Annotated in this window: 16 protein-coding genes; 10 read left to right on the top strand and 6 right to left on the bottom strand. The window is 62.1% G+C overall.

From position 1 onward, the window contains the following. Window positions 1-18: 18 nt before the first annotated feature. From EEQ99_RS01120 to EEQ99_RS01140, 5 genes are read left to right on the top strand one after another with little or no spacing between them, the layout of a single operon-like run. Window positions 19-1,044: an ABC transporter substrate-binding protein gene (locus tag EEQ99_RS01120; protein ID WP_028757166.1), complete on the top strand. Its 1,026-nt coding sequence runs from the start codon at window positions 19-21 to the stop codon at window positions 1,042-1,044. Window positions 1,045-1,078: 34 nt separating this feature from the next. Next, window positions 1,079-1,978 carry an ABC transporter permease gene (locus EEQ99_RS01125; RefSeq protein WP_028757167.1) on the top strand — a complete coding sequence of 300 codons (900 nt, stop codon included), beginning with the start codon at window positions 1,079-1,081 and terminating at the stop codon, window positions 1,976-1,978. Then, window positions 1,954-2,703, top strand: coding sequence for an ABC transporter ATP-binding protein (locus EEQ99_RS01130; protein ID WP_028757168.1), 750 nt, complete (start codon window positions 1,954-1,956; stop codon window positions 2,701-2,703). The genes EEQ99_RS01125 and EEQ99_RS01130 overlap by 25 nt, the downstream gene beginning before the upstream one ends. 37 nt (window positions 2,704-2,740) lie before the next feature. Then, window positions 2,741-4,114, top strand: a complete 1,374-nt coding sequence (locus tag EEQ99_RS01135; protein ID WP_028757169.1) for an LLM class flavin-dependent oxidoreductase — start codon at window positions 2,741-2,743, stop codon at window positions 4,112-4,114. Between the two features lie 57 nt (window positions 4,115-4,171). Further along, window positions 4,172-5,242 (top strand): LLM class flavin-dependent oxidoreductase, encoded by a 1,071-nt coding sequence (locus EEQ99_RS01140; RefSeq protein ID WP_028757170.1) that lies wholly within the window; start codon window positions 4,172-4,174, stop codon window positions 5,240-5,242. Here EEQ99_RS01140 and EEQ99_RS01145 read toward each other — a convergent pair. Next, window positions 5,215-5,409, bottom strand: coding sequence for a diguanylate cyclase domain-containing protein (locus tag EEQ99_RS01145; protein ID WP_244604743.1), 195 nt, complete (start codon window positions 5,407-5,409; stop codon window positions 5,215-5,217). The genes EEQ99_RS01140 and EEQ99_RS01145 overlap by 28 nt on opposite strands. 806 nt (window positions 5,410-6,215) lie before the next feature. On the opposite strand from EEQ99_RS01145, the gene EEQ99_RS01150 reads away from it, so the two are divergent. Next, window positions 6,216-8,177 carry a HAMP domain-containing methyl-accepting chemotaxis protein gene (locus EEQ99_RS01150; protein ID WP_127429893.1) on the top strand — a complete coding sequence of 654 codons (1,962 nt, stop codon included), beginning with the start codon at window positions 6,216-6,218 and terminating at the stop codon, window positions 8,175-8,177. An 81-nt stretch (window positions 8,178-8,258) separates the two neighbouring features. Here the strand turns inward: EEQ99_RS01150 and mctP are convergent, their stop codons facing one another. From mctP to EEQ99_RS01175, 5 genes are all read right to left on the bottom strand, one after another. After that, the gene (mctP, locus tag EEQ99_RS01155) at window positions 8,259-9,734 is read right to left on the bottom strand and encodes a monocarboxylate uptake permease MctP (protein ID WP_028756205.1); all 1,476 of its coding nucleotides are present in this window, start codon (window positions 9,732-9,734) and stop codon (window positions 8,259-8,261) included. After that, window positions 9,724-9,921, bottom strand: coding sequence for a DUF3311 domain-containing protein (locus EEQ99_RS01160; RefSeq protein ID WP_028756206.1), 198 nt, complete (start codon window positions 9,919-9,921; stop codon window positions 9,724-9,726). Before EEQ99_RS01160 ends, mctP begins: the two co-directional genes overlap by 11 nt. 247 nt (window positions 9,922-10,168) lie before the next feature. Then, complete coding sequence (gene mctR / locus EEQ99_RS01165; RefSeq protein WP_028756207.1) at window positions 10,169-10,840, bottom strand: two-component system response regulator MctR; 672 nt, start codon at window positions 10,838-10,840, stop codon at window positions 10,169-10,171. After that, the gene (gene mctS, locus EEQ99_RS01170) at window positions 10,837-12,222 is read right to left on the bottom strand and encodes a two-component system sensor histidine kinase MctS (RefSeq protein ID WP_028756208.1); all 1,386 of its coding nucleotides are present in this window, start codon (window positions 12,220-12,222) and stop codon (window positions 10,837-10,839) included. Before mctS ends, mctR begins: the two co-directional genes overlap by 4 nt. Window positions 12,223-12,309: 87 nt before the next feature. Beyond that, the gene (locus EEQ99_RS01175) at window positions 12,310-12,774 is read right to left on the bottom strand and encodes an Lrp/AsnC family transcriptional regulator (protein ID WP_018246856.1); all 465 of its coding nucleotides are present in this window, start codon (window positions 12,772-12,774) and stop codon (window positions 12,310-12,312) included. Between the two features lie 162 nt (window positions 12,775-12,936). Here EEQ99_RS01175 and EEQ99_RS01180 point away from each other — a divergent pair, with 162 nt between their 5' ends. Genes EEQ99_RS01180 through EEQ99_RS01195 form a run of 4 tightly spaced genes read left to right on the top strand, consistent with a single transcriptional unit; the run spans window position 12,937 to window position 15,977 of the window. Continuing rightward, the gene (locus tag EEQ99_RS01180; protein WP_028756209.1) at window positions 12,937-13,716 is read left to right on the top strand and encodes an ABC transporter ATP-binding protein; all 780 of its coding nucleotides are present in this window, start codon (window positions 12,937-12,939) and stop codon (window positions 13,714-13,716) included. A gap of 47 nt (window positions 13,717-13,763) precedes the next feature. Continuing rightward, complete coding sequence (locus EEQ99_RS01185) at window positions 13,764-14,537, top strand: transporter substrate-binding domain-containing protein (RefSeq protein WP_028756210.1); 774 nt, start codon at window positions 13,764-13,766, stop codon at window positions 14,535-14,537. Between the two features lie 12 nt (window positions 14,538-14,549). Further along, window positions 14,550-15,275, top strand: coding sequence for an ABC transporter permease (locus EEQ99_RS01190; protein ID WP_028756211.1), 726 nt, complete (start codon window positions 14,550-14,552; stop codon window positions 15,273-15,275). Window positions 15,276-15,287: 12 nt separating this feature from the next. After that, window positions 15,288-15,977: an ABC transporter permease gene (locus EEQ99_RS01195; protein ID WP_028756212.1), complete on the top strand. Its 690-nt coding sequence runs from the start codon at window positions 15,288-15,290 to the stop codon at window positions 15,975-15,977. The last annotated feature ends 74 nt before the right edge of the window (window positions 15,978-16,051 follow it).

Genomic DNA, 16,051 nt, shown 5'->3' on the forward strand with positions numbered 1-16,051 from the left:
GAAACGGGAAGATTGACGATGACATTGGCAAAGACATTCAAAATTGCGTTGTTCAGTCTGCTTGGTCTCAGTGCCGTTCATGGTCCGGCGGCGGCCCAGGCAGATGCCCCCCTGCTTGCCAAAGTGCCGCCAGGCACGGTGCTGACGATCGGCGATCCGGTCACCCAGAAAGCTCTCGAAGTGTCCGGCCTCGACAAAGAGCTCAGTTTTGAAGTGAAATGGGCCAATATCAGCGGCGGGCCGCAGACGTCGGAAGCTTTTCGCGCCCATGCGCTTGATGTCGGATCGGTGGCCGAGATCCCCTCGATCTTCGCCAACTGGAACAACCTGCCCGTCCGCAATATCGCCTATCGCGAACGTCGTGACCCAATCGCCAATCCCATCTACCGCTTCGGTATCGCACCCGGCGCAGCCGTCAAGACGCTGGCCGATTTCCGCGGCAAACGCATCGCCTTCAGCCCGGGCCAGGCCCAGGGCACGCTCGTCCTTCGGGCGCTGCATGCGGCAGGTCTGAAGAGCAGCGACGTCACCCTGGTGGAACTGCCGAGCACCGGCGACGTCTATCCGAAGGCATTGGCGAGCAAGCAAGTCGATATCGCGCCGCTCGGCGGTGTCTATATCAGGCGGTACATCAGCCAATATGGATCGGACGGAGCGACCCTCGTGGAGCATGGCCTGCGGGACGATCCGAGCCATCTTTATGCGCCGCAATGGGTTCTCGATGATCCCGCCAAGGCGGCAGCTCTCTCCGAATATGTTGGCCTGTGGGCACGCGCCACCGAATGGGTGAACCGCAATCCGGACCTCTGGATCAAGGAATATTATGTCGGTCAGCAGGGCCTCAGCCAGGAGGATGGGGAATTTCTCGTCAAGCTGACCGGCGAACAGATCGTTCCCGCCGATTGGAGCGAAGTGAAGAAGCGCCACCAGGAAACCATCAACCTGCTGGCGGACGAGCTCGGCTACCAATCTTTCGATGTGGAAACGATTTTCGACAACCGTTTCGAAAAGCTCGGTGCCGCGGCTCTCGCCAAGAGCCAGTAACGTTCGACGTCCCTTCGGAGAGGAGACCTGAAGCATGGCAACCACTTGGGATGCAGATGAGGCGAAACTATCCCTGACATCAGGCGGGAGAGTTGCGCATCGAGTTTCACGAACGGCAAGGCCGGCCGGCTCGACTGGCTCCGCCGGCCCTCGCGCCCGTCGTAGGCTGGGTCCAGGACCCGCAATCCCTTTCGGGCTGCAGATCGGGCCGGCATTGCTTGTCCTGACCTGGGTCGTCGGCTCGGCGCTCGGATGGATCGACCCGCGCATCCTGTCGGCGCCGTGGACGGTCATCGAGGCTTTCGCAAGGCTGATAGAGCAGGGCCGCCTGCAGGACAATTTCGTGACGTCGGCGACGCGCGCCCTGCTCGGCCTGAGCATCGGATTGCTGATCGGTACGCTCCTGGCGGTTGTCGCCGGCCTGTCCCGGATCGGCGAAGCCCTGATCGATGGTCCGGTCCAGATCAAACGCGCGATACCGACGCTGGCCCTGATCCCCTTGCTGATCCTGTGGTTCGGCATCGGCGAGGGCATGAAGGTCACCACCATCGTGCTTGCCGTCATCGTGCCGATTTACATCCACACCCATAATGCGCTCCGCAGCATCGACAGCCGTTATGTCGAACTGGCCGAGACGCTGCGCATGAGCCAGAAGGACTTCATCCTTCAGGTGGTGCTGCCGGGCGCCTTGCCGGGTTTCCTCTTAGGCCTGCGGTTTGCCGTTACCCTCTGCTGGGTCTCTCTCGTCGTGGTCGAGCAGATCAACGCCACCAGCGGGCTCGGCTACATGATCGATCTTGCCCGCAATTACGGGCAGACCGACGTCATTCTCGTCGGCCTGGTGGTCTATGTGCTGCTGGGTCTCATTTCGGACGGTCTCGTCCGTCTGCTCGAACGGAGGGTCCTCTCATGGCGCCGCACCCTGGCAAACTGAAGCCCGCGACCAAGGCCGTCCACGTGCGGAACCTCGTACGCCGGTTTGCGAAAAAGACCATCCTTGACGGCGTCGATCTCGACATCGAGGAAGGCGAATTCGTCGCCCTGCTCGGCCGAAGCGGCTCCGGCAAAAGCACGTTTTTGAGGGCTCTTGCCGGTCTCGATCACGATGTCGAGGGCACCGGCACCCTCGAGACGCCGGAAAGCCTTTCGGTGGTTTTCCAGGATGCCCGCCTGCTGCCGTGGCGCAGCGTGATCCAAAACGTCACGCTCGGCCTGGCCGGCACCACCGGTCAGGAAGCCGGAAGGAAGGCTTTGGCGGAAGTGGGACTTGAAGGGCGGGAAACGGCGTGGCCGAACCAGCTTTCGGGCGGCGAGCAGCAGAGGGTCGCCCTTGCCCGTTCGCTGGTGCGGGAGCCGGCCCTACTTCTCGCCGATGAGCCGTTCGGCGCGCTCGACGCGCTGACCCGGCTGAAGATGCACGATCTGCTGCGGGAATTGTGTGCAAGGCACCGTCCTGCGGTGCTGCTCGTCACCCACGATGTCGACGAGGCGATTTCGCTGGCCGACCGGATACTGGTCCTCGACGAAGGCCGTCTCATCGAGGATCTCAAGATCGATCTGCCGACGCCGCGCGATCATGGCGATCCGCGCTTTGCACAATTCCGCGCCCACCTCCTCAGCCGGCTCGGGGTCGACCTCCCGGGCCGCAAGGCTGCCTGAAACGGGCAGCAGCTCAATTTGATCTGGAGATAAGCCAATGAGCACATCGAAACGGCAAATGCGGCTTGGCGCGTTCATCATGGCGACCGGCCATCATATCGCCGCCTGGCGCCATCCGGAGGCGCAGGCCGATGCCGGCCTCAATATCGATCACTACCGGGAGCTCGCCCAAACCGCCGAGCGCGGCAAGTTCGATCTCGTCTTCGTCGCCGATAGTCCTGCGGGATGGGACCGCGCCAAGGACCCGGAAGCGCTTCGTCGCACCGCCCAGGGCGCGCATTTCGAGCCCCTGACCCTCTGGGCCGCCCTCTCGCAGGTCACCAAGCATATCGGCTTCGTCGCGACCGCATCGACGACCTATGAGGATCCCTATCTTCTCGCCCGCAGGTTTGCGTCGCTGGACTACATCTCCAAGGGCCGTGCGGCCTGGAACGTCGTCACGACGGGCGCGGATGTTTCGAAGAATTTTTCGATCGCCGGCCATCCCGCCCATGCCGATCGTTATGAGCGGGCCGAGGAATTCGTCGACCTGGTGAAGGGCCTGTGGGATTCCTATGAAGACGACGCCTTCATCCGCGATAAGGAGAGCGGCGTCTATCTCGATCCCGACAAGGTGCATCTCGTCGATCACAAGGGCAAGTTCTTCTCGGTGGCCGGTCCGCTCAACGTCGGCCGTCCGGTTCAGGGCTATCCTGTCATCGTGCAGGCCGGCGCATCCGAACCGGGACGCGAGCTTGCCGCCCGCACGGCCGAGATGATCTTTACCGCCAACCAGACTCTCGAGGATGCGCAGGAATTCTACTCCGACGTCAAAGGCCGGCTCGCCCGCTACGGCCGCCGGCCGGACGAACTGCTGATCAGTCCCGGGATATTCCCCGTTCTCGGCGGCACGGAAGCCGAAGCCCAGGCGAATTACGACTATATCCAATCCCTGGTTCATCCCTCCATTGCCTGGAATATCCTCGCCCGCCACTACAGGGGCGTCGATCTTTCCGGCTACTCGCTTGACGACCCCGCCCCGCCCCTGCCCGATAATACCGAACTTAACAAAAGCCGCCTCAAGCTGGTTTCCGACCTGGTGTCGCGCAACAATCTGACACTGCGCCAGTTCTATCTGGCGGTCGCCACCGCTCGCGGCCACCGGACGGTTGTCGGAACACCCGAGCAGATCGCCGATGCGATGCAGACATGGTTCGAGAACGGAGCCGCCGACGCCTTCAACATCATGCCGCCGGTGCTGCCCACGGCGCTGACCGATTTCGTCGATCAGGTCGTCCCCATCCTGCGCAAGCGCGGCCTGTTCCGGCACGAATATGAAGGCACGACGCTGCGGGAGAACCTCGGCCTCCAGCGCCCGCCGAATGGCTTCGCACTTCAGGTGCAGCAGCAAAAGGCGCAGGCCGCCGTATGATCTCCCGGGGGCTTCCCGGTTTCCGTGTTCCGATCACCGACAGAACTGCAGCATCGCATGAGCAATCATTCCGAATTTCTCTGGTATATTCCCAACGACGTCAGACCCGGTCATCGCGGCGATTCCGCCGTCGAGAACCACAACAGCCTGGATACGCTGACCAGCCATGCGCGGGCGCTCGAAGAGCATGGCTGGAAGGGGGCGCTCATTGGCACCGGTTGGGGCCGCCCCGACACGTTCACCGTCGCGGCCTCGCTCGCCGCACGGACCACCACCTTCGAACCGCTCATCGCGATCCGCCCTGGCTATTGGCGACCGGCGAATTTCGCATCCGCGGCGGCGACACTGGACCACCTCACAGGCGGCCGCGTGCGGATCAACATTGTGTCGGGCAAGGACAACTTAGCCGCCTACGGCGACAGCGAGGGCGATCAGGCGCATCGTTATAGCAGGACCAGGGAGTTCATGCGTCTGGTCCGCCGATTGTGGACGGAAGAAAACGTCACCTCGGCGGGCGAGCACTTCCGGGTCGCCGAATCCACCGTCGCGCCACGTATAGAGGTTCGTGGCGACCGTCGGCACCCCAAGTTCTATTTCGGCGGCGCCTCGGAGGCGGCCGAGCGGGTGGCCGCGGCCGAGGCCGATGTCCAGCTTTTCTGGGGTGAGCCGTTGGATGGTGTCCGCGAGCGGATCGACCGGCTCAAGGCGCTGAGCCGGGAGCTGGGCCGCGACCTCCCGCCGCTGGAATTCGGCCTGCGGATCACGACGCTGGTCCGCGACACCACGGAACAGGCCTGGGCCGACGCCGAGGCGAAGGTCGCCGAGATGGCGAGAAACAAAGGTACCGGCTGGCACGATCACCAGCGTGTGCTCGCCGTCGGCCAGCAGCGGCTTCTCGAGCTGCATGAGCGCGGCGACGTGCTCGACGACAACCTCTATACGGCGCCGGGCAAGTTCGGCGGCGGCGGTGCCGGCACCACCTGGCTGGTCGGCTCGGCGGCGGATGTCGCCCGCTCGCTGCGCAAATACCAGGATCTCGGCATCACCCACTTCGTGCTGTCCGACACGCCCTATCTCTCCGAGATCAGGCGGCAGGGCGATCAGCTCCTGCCGCTGCTACGCGGCTGAGGCAGAAGCAGGAATTCCTCGCCGCCCATGCGGATTGCCAGGCTACCTTCCCTCCCGGCATCGCCCAGCAAGCCGGCAACGTGGCGCAGAACGATATCGCCGATGGAATGAAAAGATGTCGTTGATGCTTTTGAAATGGTCGATGTCGACCGATAATAGGGCGGCATGGGTCAGGCTGGAACCGACCCAGTCCGAGTGCGGCATTCCCGGTCCAGGTGCATGGCGCTGTCGAGCAGTTCCCGCCAGCTCGCTGCCGGGTTCTCGTCATGCTTTGACTCGGAAGAAGCCCGGCGTGCCACCTCCGCCCCATTTCTTTCCACGCCGCATCGTCCATGAGAACCTCTAACAATTCTCAAAGTGTTGGGCTTAACAACCGGCGAACTCCGCTGATCGGCATCGACTCGCTGTCCTAATACAACCGGAAAGACTCGTAATTATTGTTGGTCATTCGCCGAGATCGTCGCTCGAATCGGGCGCAAGAAAAGTGCTACGGTCTAATCTTACAACATAAGATCTGTGCAAATTCTGCCGGACAACTTATCATATTCTCTTGATGCGGGCATATGCCCAGCGAATGCGCAAATTTCCGCGAAAATATACGAAAAGCGCTGCAGAATGGCGCCCTGTCGGCTCCGTTTACACTCTATAAAATATATTCGCCTAAATTTTTTGATGTCGGAGCGACGGTCTCAGGATCGTCACCTATGCCATGATGGCGCACCAGGCCCCGAAATCTCGCATAATATCGACGTTGTTACTTTGACACACCGCCTCGCATCTTGGGCGCGATGGCTCCGCGCACTCACAGGGTAAACGCGCAAGGGCATGCAAATGGCATCGTTCCGGCGCGCAAACGCGCCTTTCGGCGCATTCGGGGACAGATCGAGGGCCTCGCATTTGAACGAGATATCACGCGCGACCCTGGCGACCAGACACGTTTCAACAAACCTCGCCCACACGATGGAGAGTGCGAATGAAGAGCATTAAGAGTTTCGGGATCGCGGTGCGTCTCACCCTTGGCTTCAGCTTCCTGGTTCTGCTGATGGCCGGCCTGACCATCTATTCGGCGGTCAAGGTCGCTGAGATCAACGACAATCTTGAAACGATCAACGACGTCAACAGCGTCAAGCAGCGCTTTGCCATCAACTACCGCGGCAGCGTGCACGATCGGGCGATCGCGATCCGTGACGTCACTCTGGTGACCTCTGCCGATGAGCGGAAGACTGCCGAGGCATTGATCGAAAAGCTGGCCGCGTCTTACGCCGAGAATGAAAAGCGCATGGCGGAGATGGTTGCATCGCCGGCAGGTGCGACGGAACAGGAAAAGACCATTCTCAGCGAAATCGCCGACATCCAGGCGAAGACCAATCCGCTGGTCGCCCAGATCATTGCGCTGCAGGAGAAGGGCGACGGCGAGGCAGCCCGCAAGATCCTGCTCGAACAGGCGAGGCCGGCCTTCGTTGCCTGGCTTGGCGCCATCAACAAATTCATCGACTATCAGGAAGCGCTGAACAAATCGATCGGCGGCGAGGTTCGCAGCGCGGCGAGCGGCTTCAATCCGATAGCGATGACTGCGCTCGGCATTGCGGCTGTTCTGTCCATCATTGCCGCTGCCATCACCGCACGCACGATCGTCGGCCCGCTGGCAAAACTTCAGCTTTCGCTGAAGGCTATGGCCGAGGGCAATCTCGACGGCGACCGTCGCCTCGAAGCGCGTGGCGACGAGATCGGCAGGCTCGCACGGGCCGTGGCCGGCTTGCGCGACGCCATTTCGGCAAAGGCCGAACGGGAAGCCGATGCGGAAGCCAAGAGGTCGGTAGCGGAACGGCACCGGCTCGAGCAGGATGCCGGCGAACGCCGCACCCTGGCCGAGCAGACGGACCAGGCTGTCGGCCGGCTGGGCACCGCATTGCAGGCGCTGGCCGACGGTGACCTCACGCAGCAGATCGACACGCCGTTCATTCCGTCTCTGGAAAAGCTCAGAGCCGACTTCAATTCCGCGGTCGAAAAGCTCCGCGCCGCCATGCAGAAGGTTGCCCAGAACGCCAGCGCCATCGCCGGCGGCGCGCAGGAGATCCGCTCCGCCTCGGATGATCTCGCCAAGCGGACCGAACAGCAGGCTGCATCCGTCGAGGAAACGGCGGCTGCGCTGGAGGAGATCACCACCACCGTCGCCGACTCGAGCAACCGGGCTCAGGAAGCCGGCCAGCTCGTTCGTAAGACGAAGGAAAATGCGGAACGCTCGGGCAGCGTCGTTCGCGATGCGGTCGACGCCATGGGCAAGATCGAATCCTCCGCCACCGAAATCGGCAGCATCATCGGCGTCATCGATGAAATCGCCTTCCAGACGAACCTGCTGGCGCTGAATGCCGGCGTCGAAGCGGCGCGCGCCGGCGAAGCAGGCAAGGGCTTTGCCGTCGTCGCCCAGGAAGTGCGCGAGTTGGCGCAGCGTTCGGCCAAGGCGGCCAAGGAAATCAAGGAACTGATCAACGCGTCGAATGGCCATGTGAAAAGCGGTGTCGCCCTGGTTGGCGAGACCGGAAAAGCCCTGCAGGAAATTGCAGTGCAGGTACAGCAGGTCGACGGCAATGTCGTGGCGATCGTCGGCGCTTCGCAGGAGCAGGCGACGGGGTTGAAGGAGATCAATGCCGCCGTCAACAAGATGGATCAGGGCACCCAGCAGAACGCCGCCATGGTGGAAGAAGCGACAGCCGCCGCCCATAGCCTCGCCAAGGAAGCCGACGCGCTGTTCCAGTTGCTGGGCCAGTTCAACATCGGCGGAGCGGTGGCGCCGAAGCGCATATCGCAGCCCGCTGCCGTGGCACAGCATGCTCAACCGGTGGCCTCGCCGGCGCGCCAGATGATTGCCAAGGTGGGCAAGTCGTTCCAGGCGAATGGCAATGCGGCGCTGGCCGGCGATTGGGAAGAGTTTTAAGTCGAGCTGATCCCCCTCCAGCTTGTGCTGGAAAGCAAATGGTTACGAAGGGCAGCGTTTGCTGCCCTTCGTATTTTCATCCTAGGCCCGAGCCGGAACCTTGGCCGGAAGCAGGGCGTTGACCACGACCGCAACACCGATGTTTGCCGCAAGCGCCAGCAGTCCCGTGTAGACGGTGAAGGGTTCGCCGCCGAGGCTGATCAGGTGCAGAGGTTTCCAACCGGCATCCCAGACGAGGAAGGTGCCGCCGCAGAAGCCGACGAACCAGCCGGCAAGCAGGCCGGGTGCGCGGAACCAGTTGGTATAGAGACCGAACACCAGGGCCGGAAGTGTCTGCAGGATCCAGATGCCGCCGAGCAGCTGCAGGTCGAGGGCGAATTGCGTCGGCAGGAAGATGATGACGAGAAGCGCGCCGACCTTCACCACCAGCGACGTCACCTTGGCGACCTTGGCCTCACCCGCATCGCTGACTTTGGGATCGACATAGGCTTTCCAGAAATTGCGGGTGAAGAGATTGGCGGCGCCGATGCTCATCACCGCTGCCGGCACCAGCGCGCCGATGGCGATCGCCGCAAAGGCGAAGCCGGAGAACCAGCCCGAAAACAGCGTCTTGAACAGCGTGGGAACGACGTCATTGGCGCTGTCGAGCTTCAGGTTGGCGGCGTGGCCCATATAGCCGAGCAGCGCCAGAAGGCCGAGCAGCAGCGTATAGGCGGGCAGCATGATCGCATTCTTGCGGATCGTCTTGCCGCTGTTGGAGGCAAAGATGCCCGTCAGCGTATGCGGATACATGAAAGCCGCGAGCGCCGAACCCAAAGCGAGCGTGGCATAGGCGACATACTGGTTGCCGCCGAGCAGCAGGCTGCCGGAACCCTTGGCCTGGAAGGCCGCGTCAGCCGAGGCAAAGACATTGGCGTAGCCTCCGAGCTTCGACGGGATCAATGCGACGGCTGCGATCACGACGATATAGATCATGATGTCCTTGACGAAGGCGATCAGAGCCGGCGCGCGCAGACCCGCTGAATAGGTGTAGAGCGCCAGCACGATGAAGGCGATCGCCAGCGGCAGTTCGCCATGCAGCCCGAGTGCCTTCAGCACCGCCGTCATGCCGACGAGCTGCAGGGCGATGTAGGGCATGGTGGCGATGACGCCGGTTGCCGCCACCGCGAGTTCGAGACTGCGCGATCCGTATTGACCGTGAACGACGTCGGCCGCCGTCACATAACCGAAATCCTTGGCGCGTTTCCACAAAACCGGCATGACCATGAAGACGAAGGGATAGACGACGATGGTATAGGGCAGCGCGAAGAAGCCGTAGGCGCCGACGGTATAGACCAGCGCCGGGACGGCGATCACGGTGTAGGCGGTATAGAAATCACCGCCGACGAGGAACCAGGTGATCCAGGTGCCGAAGTTGCGTCCGCCAAGGCCCCATTCATCGATATGGGCGAGTGTCTCCGGCTTGCGCCAGCGGCTGGCGACGAAGCCCATGACGGTGACGAGCGCGAAAAAGAAGATGAAGACGGCAAGCGCCGTGCCGTTGATGTCAGTCGTCATGGCGGGTGCTCCGATAGGCGATCCAGGTCAGCGTCGCGGTGATCGGCACCCAGAGAAGCTGATACCAGTAGAAGAACGGAAAGCCGAAAAGAGCCGGCTCGCGGAGATTGTAGAATGGCGGCCAGAGCAGACCTATAAACGGAATGACAAGCAGCCAGAGCGCTGCCTTGCTACGTGGTTTTTCCATGTCGGGATCCCTTTCAGGCGCCGCGGGCGGCGGTCGCCATGTTCCAGTTGTCGGCGTGGAAGGCAGGTCTGTCAGCCGGCGGCCGCGGCAGGCCCGGTTCGGGTCGCTTGCGGTTTTCCGGTCGATCGGAAGCTGATGTAACGCATGTGAATTCCTCCCAACGGCTCGCACTCGGCCAGCCGTGAGGGGAGTCCTAGGACGCTGGTTTCATCCCCACAAGATGGGTGCAAGGGTGAAATGCCGGGGCCTACCCAGAAGTGGGTAGGCGCGAATTCACGTCGACTTTTGCAACGATGCCGTGGTCGAGCGCATAGCGGATGAGGCCCGCCGTGGTTGCGATGCCGAGCTTTTTCTTGAGATTCTTGCGATGGGTTTCCGCCGTGGCGGAGCTTATCCCGAGCGCCTCGGCGATCTCCCGGTTGCTCCTGCCGGCAACGATCAGCCCGAGAATGTCGCGTTCGCGCGGTGTCAGGGGATCGCTCCCCTCCTCCACCCGCTCGCCCATCAGCGCGTCGAAGACGCCGGAGGAGAAATAGGTGCCACCGCCTGCGACGGTCTCGATGGCCGAGACGATCTCGTCGGTAGAAACGTCCTTCAGGATATAGCCGGCTGCGCCATGCATGACCGAGGAGGAAATATATTCGCGGCTGTCATGCATGGAGAGCATCACCACCCGCGCCTGGGGCAGTTCGTTCCGGAACAATTCGATCGCATCGATGCCGCTCAGCTTCGGCATGTTGATGTCCATCAGCACGACCTGCGGCAGAACCTGCCGGCCGATGTCGAGCCCCGTTTGTGCGAGCCCCGCCGTGCCGGCGACTTCGATATGGTCGAATGTTTCGAGCACTGCCTTCAACCCGTCCAGCACCAGCGGGTGGTTGTCGATCAACAGCACCCTGATTTTCAGGCGTTCCGTCATGCGGCTTCCGCCTGCCGATCGGCGGGACGATTGGCCGATTTCGGCAGCATCGCCGTCAGCGTCGTGCCGGTCTCGCTGCTGTTGATCAGCAACAGACCGCGGAAGTGGGCCATCCGTTCCTGCATGTTGCGCAGGCCAAGACCCGATCTGCCGGATAAGTCGCCCCTGGCGCCGTCGAAGCCGGTGCCGTTGTCGGTGACGGTCATGCGGGCGCGGCCGCCGTCGCTCCAGAGCTTGACCGAGAGTTTGGAGGCGCCCGAGTGGCGTTCGACATTGTTGAAGGCTTCCTGGGCGACGCGATAGAGCGCGGTGCTCGCCTCGGCCTTCAGCGTGTCGGTGAAGCCCGAAGCATCGATCTTCGTCTCGATCCCCGTCCGCTCGGCGAAATGATAACACAGCGCCTCTAACGCCGCCGTCAGGCCGAGATCGTCGAGCACACGCGGCCGCAGATCGTGCGACAGCCGCCTGATCTCCTTGATGGCGCCGTTCAGCGCCTCGACGCCGCGGTCGATGGTAAGAGCGGCATCGTCGACATTGGTCCTGACCTTGCGGCCGGCAAGGTCCATCGCATAGCGCACGCCGACGAGATTCTGGGAAATGCCGTCATGCAGCTCGCGCGCAAGCCGCGCGCGCTCTTCTTCCTGGGTGTCGATGACCCGCTGCGTCAGCGCCTTGAGCCGGCTGTCGGCCATGCGGCGCTCGTGGAAAGTCAGCAGCATGCAGGTGGTGAAAACGACGAGCACCGAAGGCACGGCGATCAGCGCGACGATGATGAAGGTCCGTCTGATGTTGGCGCGCATGTCGGCATTGGCGGCGGCACTCTGGGCAAAGACATCGTCGAGGTAAACGCCGGTGCCGACCACCCAGTGCCACTTGTCGAGACTGACGACGAAGGAGAGCTTGTCGGCGATCTGTCCGGTCGATGGTTTCTGCCATTTGTACTGATGCAGGCCGCCGCCCGCTTTTGCCGTGGCGATCAGTTCGGCAATGACCTTGTCGCCATCCGGATCGGTCAGGTCGAGCCAATTGTGCCCGTGCCGGAACGTCTGGCGCGGATGGACGATATTGTTGCCGTCATAGTCGTAGACGAAGAAATATCCGTCCTTGCCGTAGTCGAGCGAGGTCAGAATCGCCGCCACCTGCTGCTTGGCAGCCTCGTCGTCGGCGCCGGCCTTGTCGTAGATCGTCTGGATGGCGGACAGGGCAAGGTTGGTCAGATTGAGGATTTCGGCTTCCTTGGTCTTCAGCATGTTCTGCTCGAACGTATCGATGCTGTTCTTGGCGAGGTTTGCCGATTGCCATGTGATGAAGGTGGTGATCGCAAGGATCGAAATGACGAGCGGGACGATCGCCAATGCGATGATCTGGTGTCGTAGCGTCAACGATCATTCCTCCCGAGAATGTGTGCCCGGAATTATGCCCTTTGCCGAATGCGAGTCCAGCGGCTTGTCCGCGCGGCCGCGCCAGCGCTATTCCAGCGGCACGAACAGACCGAGCTTGACGTCGCGCAGCACGACATTCGTGTGCATGCGGCGGATCTGCGGATTGTCTGCCATGATCAGCGCAGCGATATCGTCATAATGTTCGACGTCGCGGGCGGTGACGATCGCGATCAGATCGACCGCGCCCGTGACGTAATAGACCTGCTGTATGTGATCCTGCTTCTCCGCCCACAGGCGGAACTTCGCCAGCGCGTCGTAATTGTCCCGCTCGATCTCCATCCCGACGATGAACACCATCGCCGTTCCCGTCGCCTTGCGGTCGACGACGGCCACCTCCGCCTTGATGATCCCCTCCTCGCGCAGCCGCTTCAACCGTCTTTGCACGGCCGAGACCGACAGCCCGATCCGTTCGGCGATCGTTTCGGCTTTCAGCTGGCAGTCGCGCTGAACGATATCGAGAATGTCACGGTCAAAACGATCCAGTTGTTCCATTGTTCAGTCCAATTCTCGCTGCGGCACTTCGCGGTTTCTGCCGCATTCGCCGCGTGAGGAAGATTATTTTGCACAAATTATGCAGAAGAGACAAAAATTGCGCGAAAAAACCGCGTTATTTTATCATTATCCTTCGCAAATCCAGTCCAGCCGGAACCATGCATGTCGGATCAACCCTTTCCTGCTCTTCGCGTCGAAGATCTTCATAAAAGCTTCGGCTCGCAAGAGGTTCTCAAGGGTATTTCGGCGCAAGCCCACAAGTCTGATGTGATTTCGATCATCGGCTCGTCGGGCTCCGGCAAGAGCACCTTTCTCCGATGCATTAATTTCCTGGAAACGCCGGATCGTGGCCGCATCGCCGTGAACGGCGAGGAGATCGCGCTGAAGATGGGGCGGGACGGCCGGCTGCAGCCGCGCAGCTGGCGGCAGATCGAACGGCTCCGGACCGGGCTCGGAATGGTCTTCCAGAGCTTCAATCTCTGGGCTCATCGGACGGTGCTGGAAAACGTCATCGAGGCGCCGGTGCACGTGATGGGCATTTCCCGGCGCGAGGCCGTCGAAAAAGCCGAGGCCCTGCTCCACAAGGTCGGGCTCTTCGACAAGCGTCACGCCTATCCGGCTTTCCTCTCGGGCGGCCAGCAGCAGCGCGCGGCGATTGCCAGAGCCCTCTGCGTCGATCCCGATGTCATGCTGTTCGACGAACCGACATCGGCGCTTGATCCGGAGCTGGTCGGCGAGGTCCTGAAAGTCATCCGCGATCTCGCGGAAGAAGGCCGGACCATGCTGATCGTCACGCATGAAATGCGCTTTGCCCGCGATGTCTCGAGCCGTGTTCTCTTCCTGCATCAAGGACGGATCGAGGAGGAAGGTCCGCCGGAGCAGATATTCGGGGCGCCGGTCAGCGCCCGCTGCCGGGAATTCACCGGTCTCAGCGCCCACTGATGCCGACCGCTCTCTCATCGACAACACAAACCAGGAGAATCCTGCGAATGAAACTGCTCCCCACGCTTTTCGCCGGCGCGGCACTCGTGCTTTCCGCCGTCACCGCACAGGCCGAAGTCCGCTTCGGCGTCATGAACGAATCCTATCCGCCCTTCTTCGCCAAGGACGCGTCGGGCCAATGGCAGGGATGGGAAATCGACCTGATGAATGCCGTCTGCGAAGAGATGAAGGAGAAATGCTCGATCGTCGACATTTCCTGGGACGGTCTCATTCCGGCGCTCCAGAGCAAGAAGTTCGACGTGATCTGGTCGTCGATGTCGAACACCGCGGAACGCTCGAAGGTGATCGACTTCACCGACAAATATTACAACACGCCAAGCACCCTGATCGGTCCCAAGGACCAGAAGCCGGGCGCCACCGCCGAGGACGTGAAGGGCAAGACCATCGGCATCCAGGTGTCGACGATCCAGTCGGAATATTACAAGAAGTATTTCGCCGGCGCTGCCGAGGAAAAGACCTACCAGACGCTCGACGAGGCTTTTCAGGACCTCGCCTCCGGCCGTATCGACTATGTCTTCGGCGATTCACTGGCGCTTGACGCTTTCCTGAAAAGCGATGGCGGCAAGGATTGCTGCGCAAAGGCGGGCGACGTCGCCGACGACAAGGAGATCCTCGGCGCCGGCGTTTCGGGCGGCCTGCGCAAGGAAGACACGGAGCTGAAGGCCAAGCTGAACGCGGCCATCGCTGCAGTCCGTGCCAACGGCCAGTATGACGCCATCACCAAGAAATACTTCGATTTCGACATCTACGGCGCGAAGTAAGCAATCCCGATAATGGCGACCGCGCAACAAGGTATTCTGGACCTGCTGTCTCCCTATCCTCCGGGATGGGGCGGCGTTCTCTTGGCAGGTGCGGTCTCCACGGTCGCCATCTCGGCTTGCGCTTTCGCGATCGGCCTCCTGCTCGGCACGGGCGGCGCGCTGGGGAAGCTTTCGGGCAATCGCCTGCTCCGCCTGCTGCTCGATCTCTATACCACGCTGATCCGCGCCGTTCCCGAACTGATCCTGATCGTCGGGCTCTATTATGCCGGCACCGACGGCCTCAACCGGCTGCTCGCCGTGTTCGACCTGCCGCCGGTCAATGTGAATGGTTTCGTCGCGGCCGTTGCGGTGCTGGGCTTCGTGCAGGGCGCCTACATGACGGAGGTGCTGCGCGGCGCGATCCTCGCCATTCCCGTCGGCCAGATCGAAGCTGCCAAGGCCTTCGGCATGGGGCCGGTGCTGCGGTTTCGCCGCGTCCTGCTGCCGGCGCTCTTGCCGAACGCCCTGCCGGGTCTTGCCAATCTGTGGATGTCGGTCACCAAGGACAGCGCGCTGGTCGCCGTCGTCGGCTATCAGGAATTGGCGCTCGCCACCCGTCTTGCCGGGGCAAGCACAAAACACTACTTCGTCTTTTTCCTTGCTTCGGCCCTTCTCTACCTCGCTATCACGCTCGTTTCCAACCTCGTCTTCAAACTGATCGAGGGGCGGGTACGGCGGGGGCAGCCGCGCCTTGCCTGAAGAAAGCGCCCCATGAGTTTCACCTGGATCTCTTCCTATTGGCCGCTGCTTCTGACGGGCGCCTGGCAGACCATTTGCCTGCTGGTGATCTCTGTGGTGTTCGGCTTTGCCCTCGCCATCGGCCTCGCCTTCGCGCAAGTCAGCGGCGGCAGGCTGACGCGGCTACTGGCGCGGGGCTACTGCACCTTCTTCCGCGGCACGCCGCTGCTGATACAGCTGTGGCTTCTCTACTATGGGGTGGGATCGCTGCTGCCGATGATCCCCGGTATCCGCCAGAGCCTGTTCTGGCCGATCCTGCGCGAGGGCTTCTTCTTCGCCGCCGTCAGTTTCACCCTGAACTATGCGGCCTATGAGGCGGAGGTATTGCGCGGCGCGCTGCTCGCCGTTCCCAAGGGTGAGCTCGAAGCCGGCCGGGCCTTCGGCCTGTCGCCCTGGATGCTGACCCGCCGCATCTGGCTGCCGCGCGCCATTCGCATCGCCCTGCCGACCATTGCCGGAGAGATCGTCATGCAGCTCAAGGCGACGCCGCTCGCCTTTACGGTGACAGTGATGGATCTCTATGCCGTGGCGAACAAGGTCCGGCAGGACACGCTGCTCGTCTATGAACCGCTGCTGGTCGTCACCCTCTTTTATCTCGCCTTGACCGCAGTGGTCGCCCGCGTCTTCCGAGGTCTCGAAGCGCAGGTGCCGGTTCGCCGTTAGGCGGACGGAAAGGGACTGGCCCATGAACTACCTCGCGCACGAACCACGTGCATCTCGCCCACTTTGTTATGAAA

The organism is Rhizobium anhuiense (genome assembly GCF_003985145.1).
In the GTDB taxonomy this organism is placed as follows: Bacteria; Pseudomonadota; Alphaproteobacteria; order Rhizobiales; family Rhizobiaceae; genus Rhizobium; species Rhizobium anhuiense.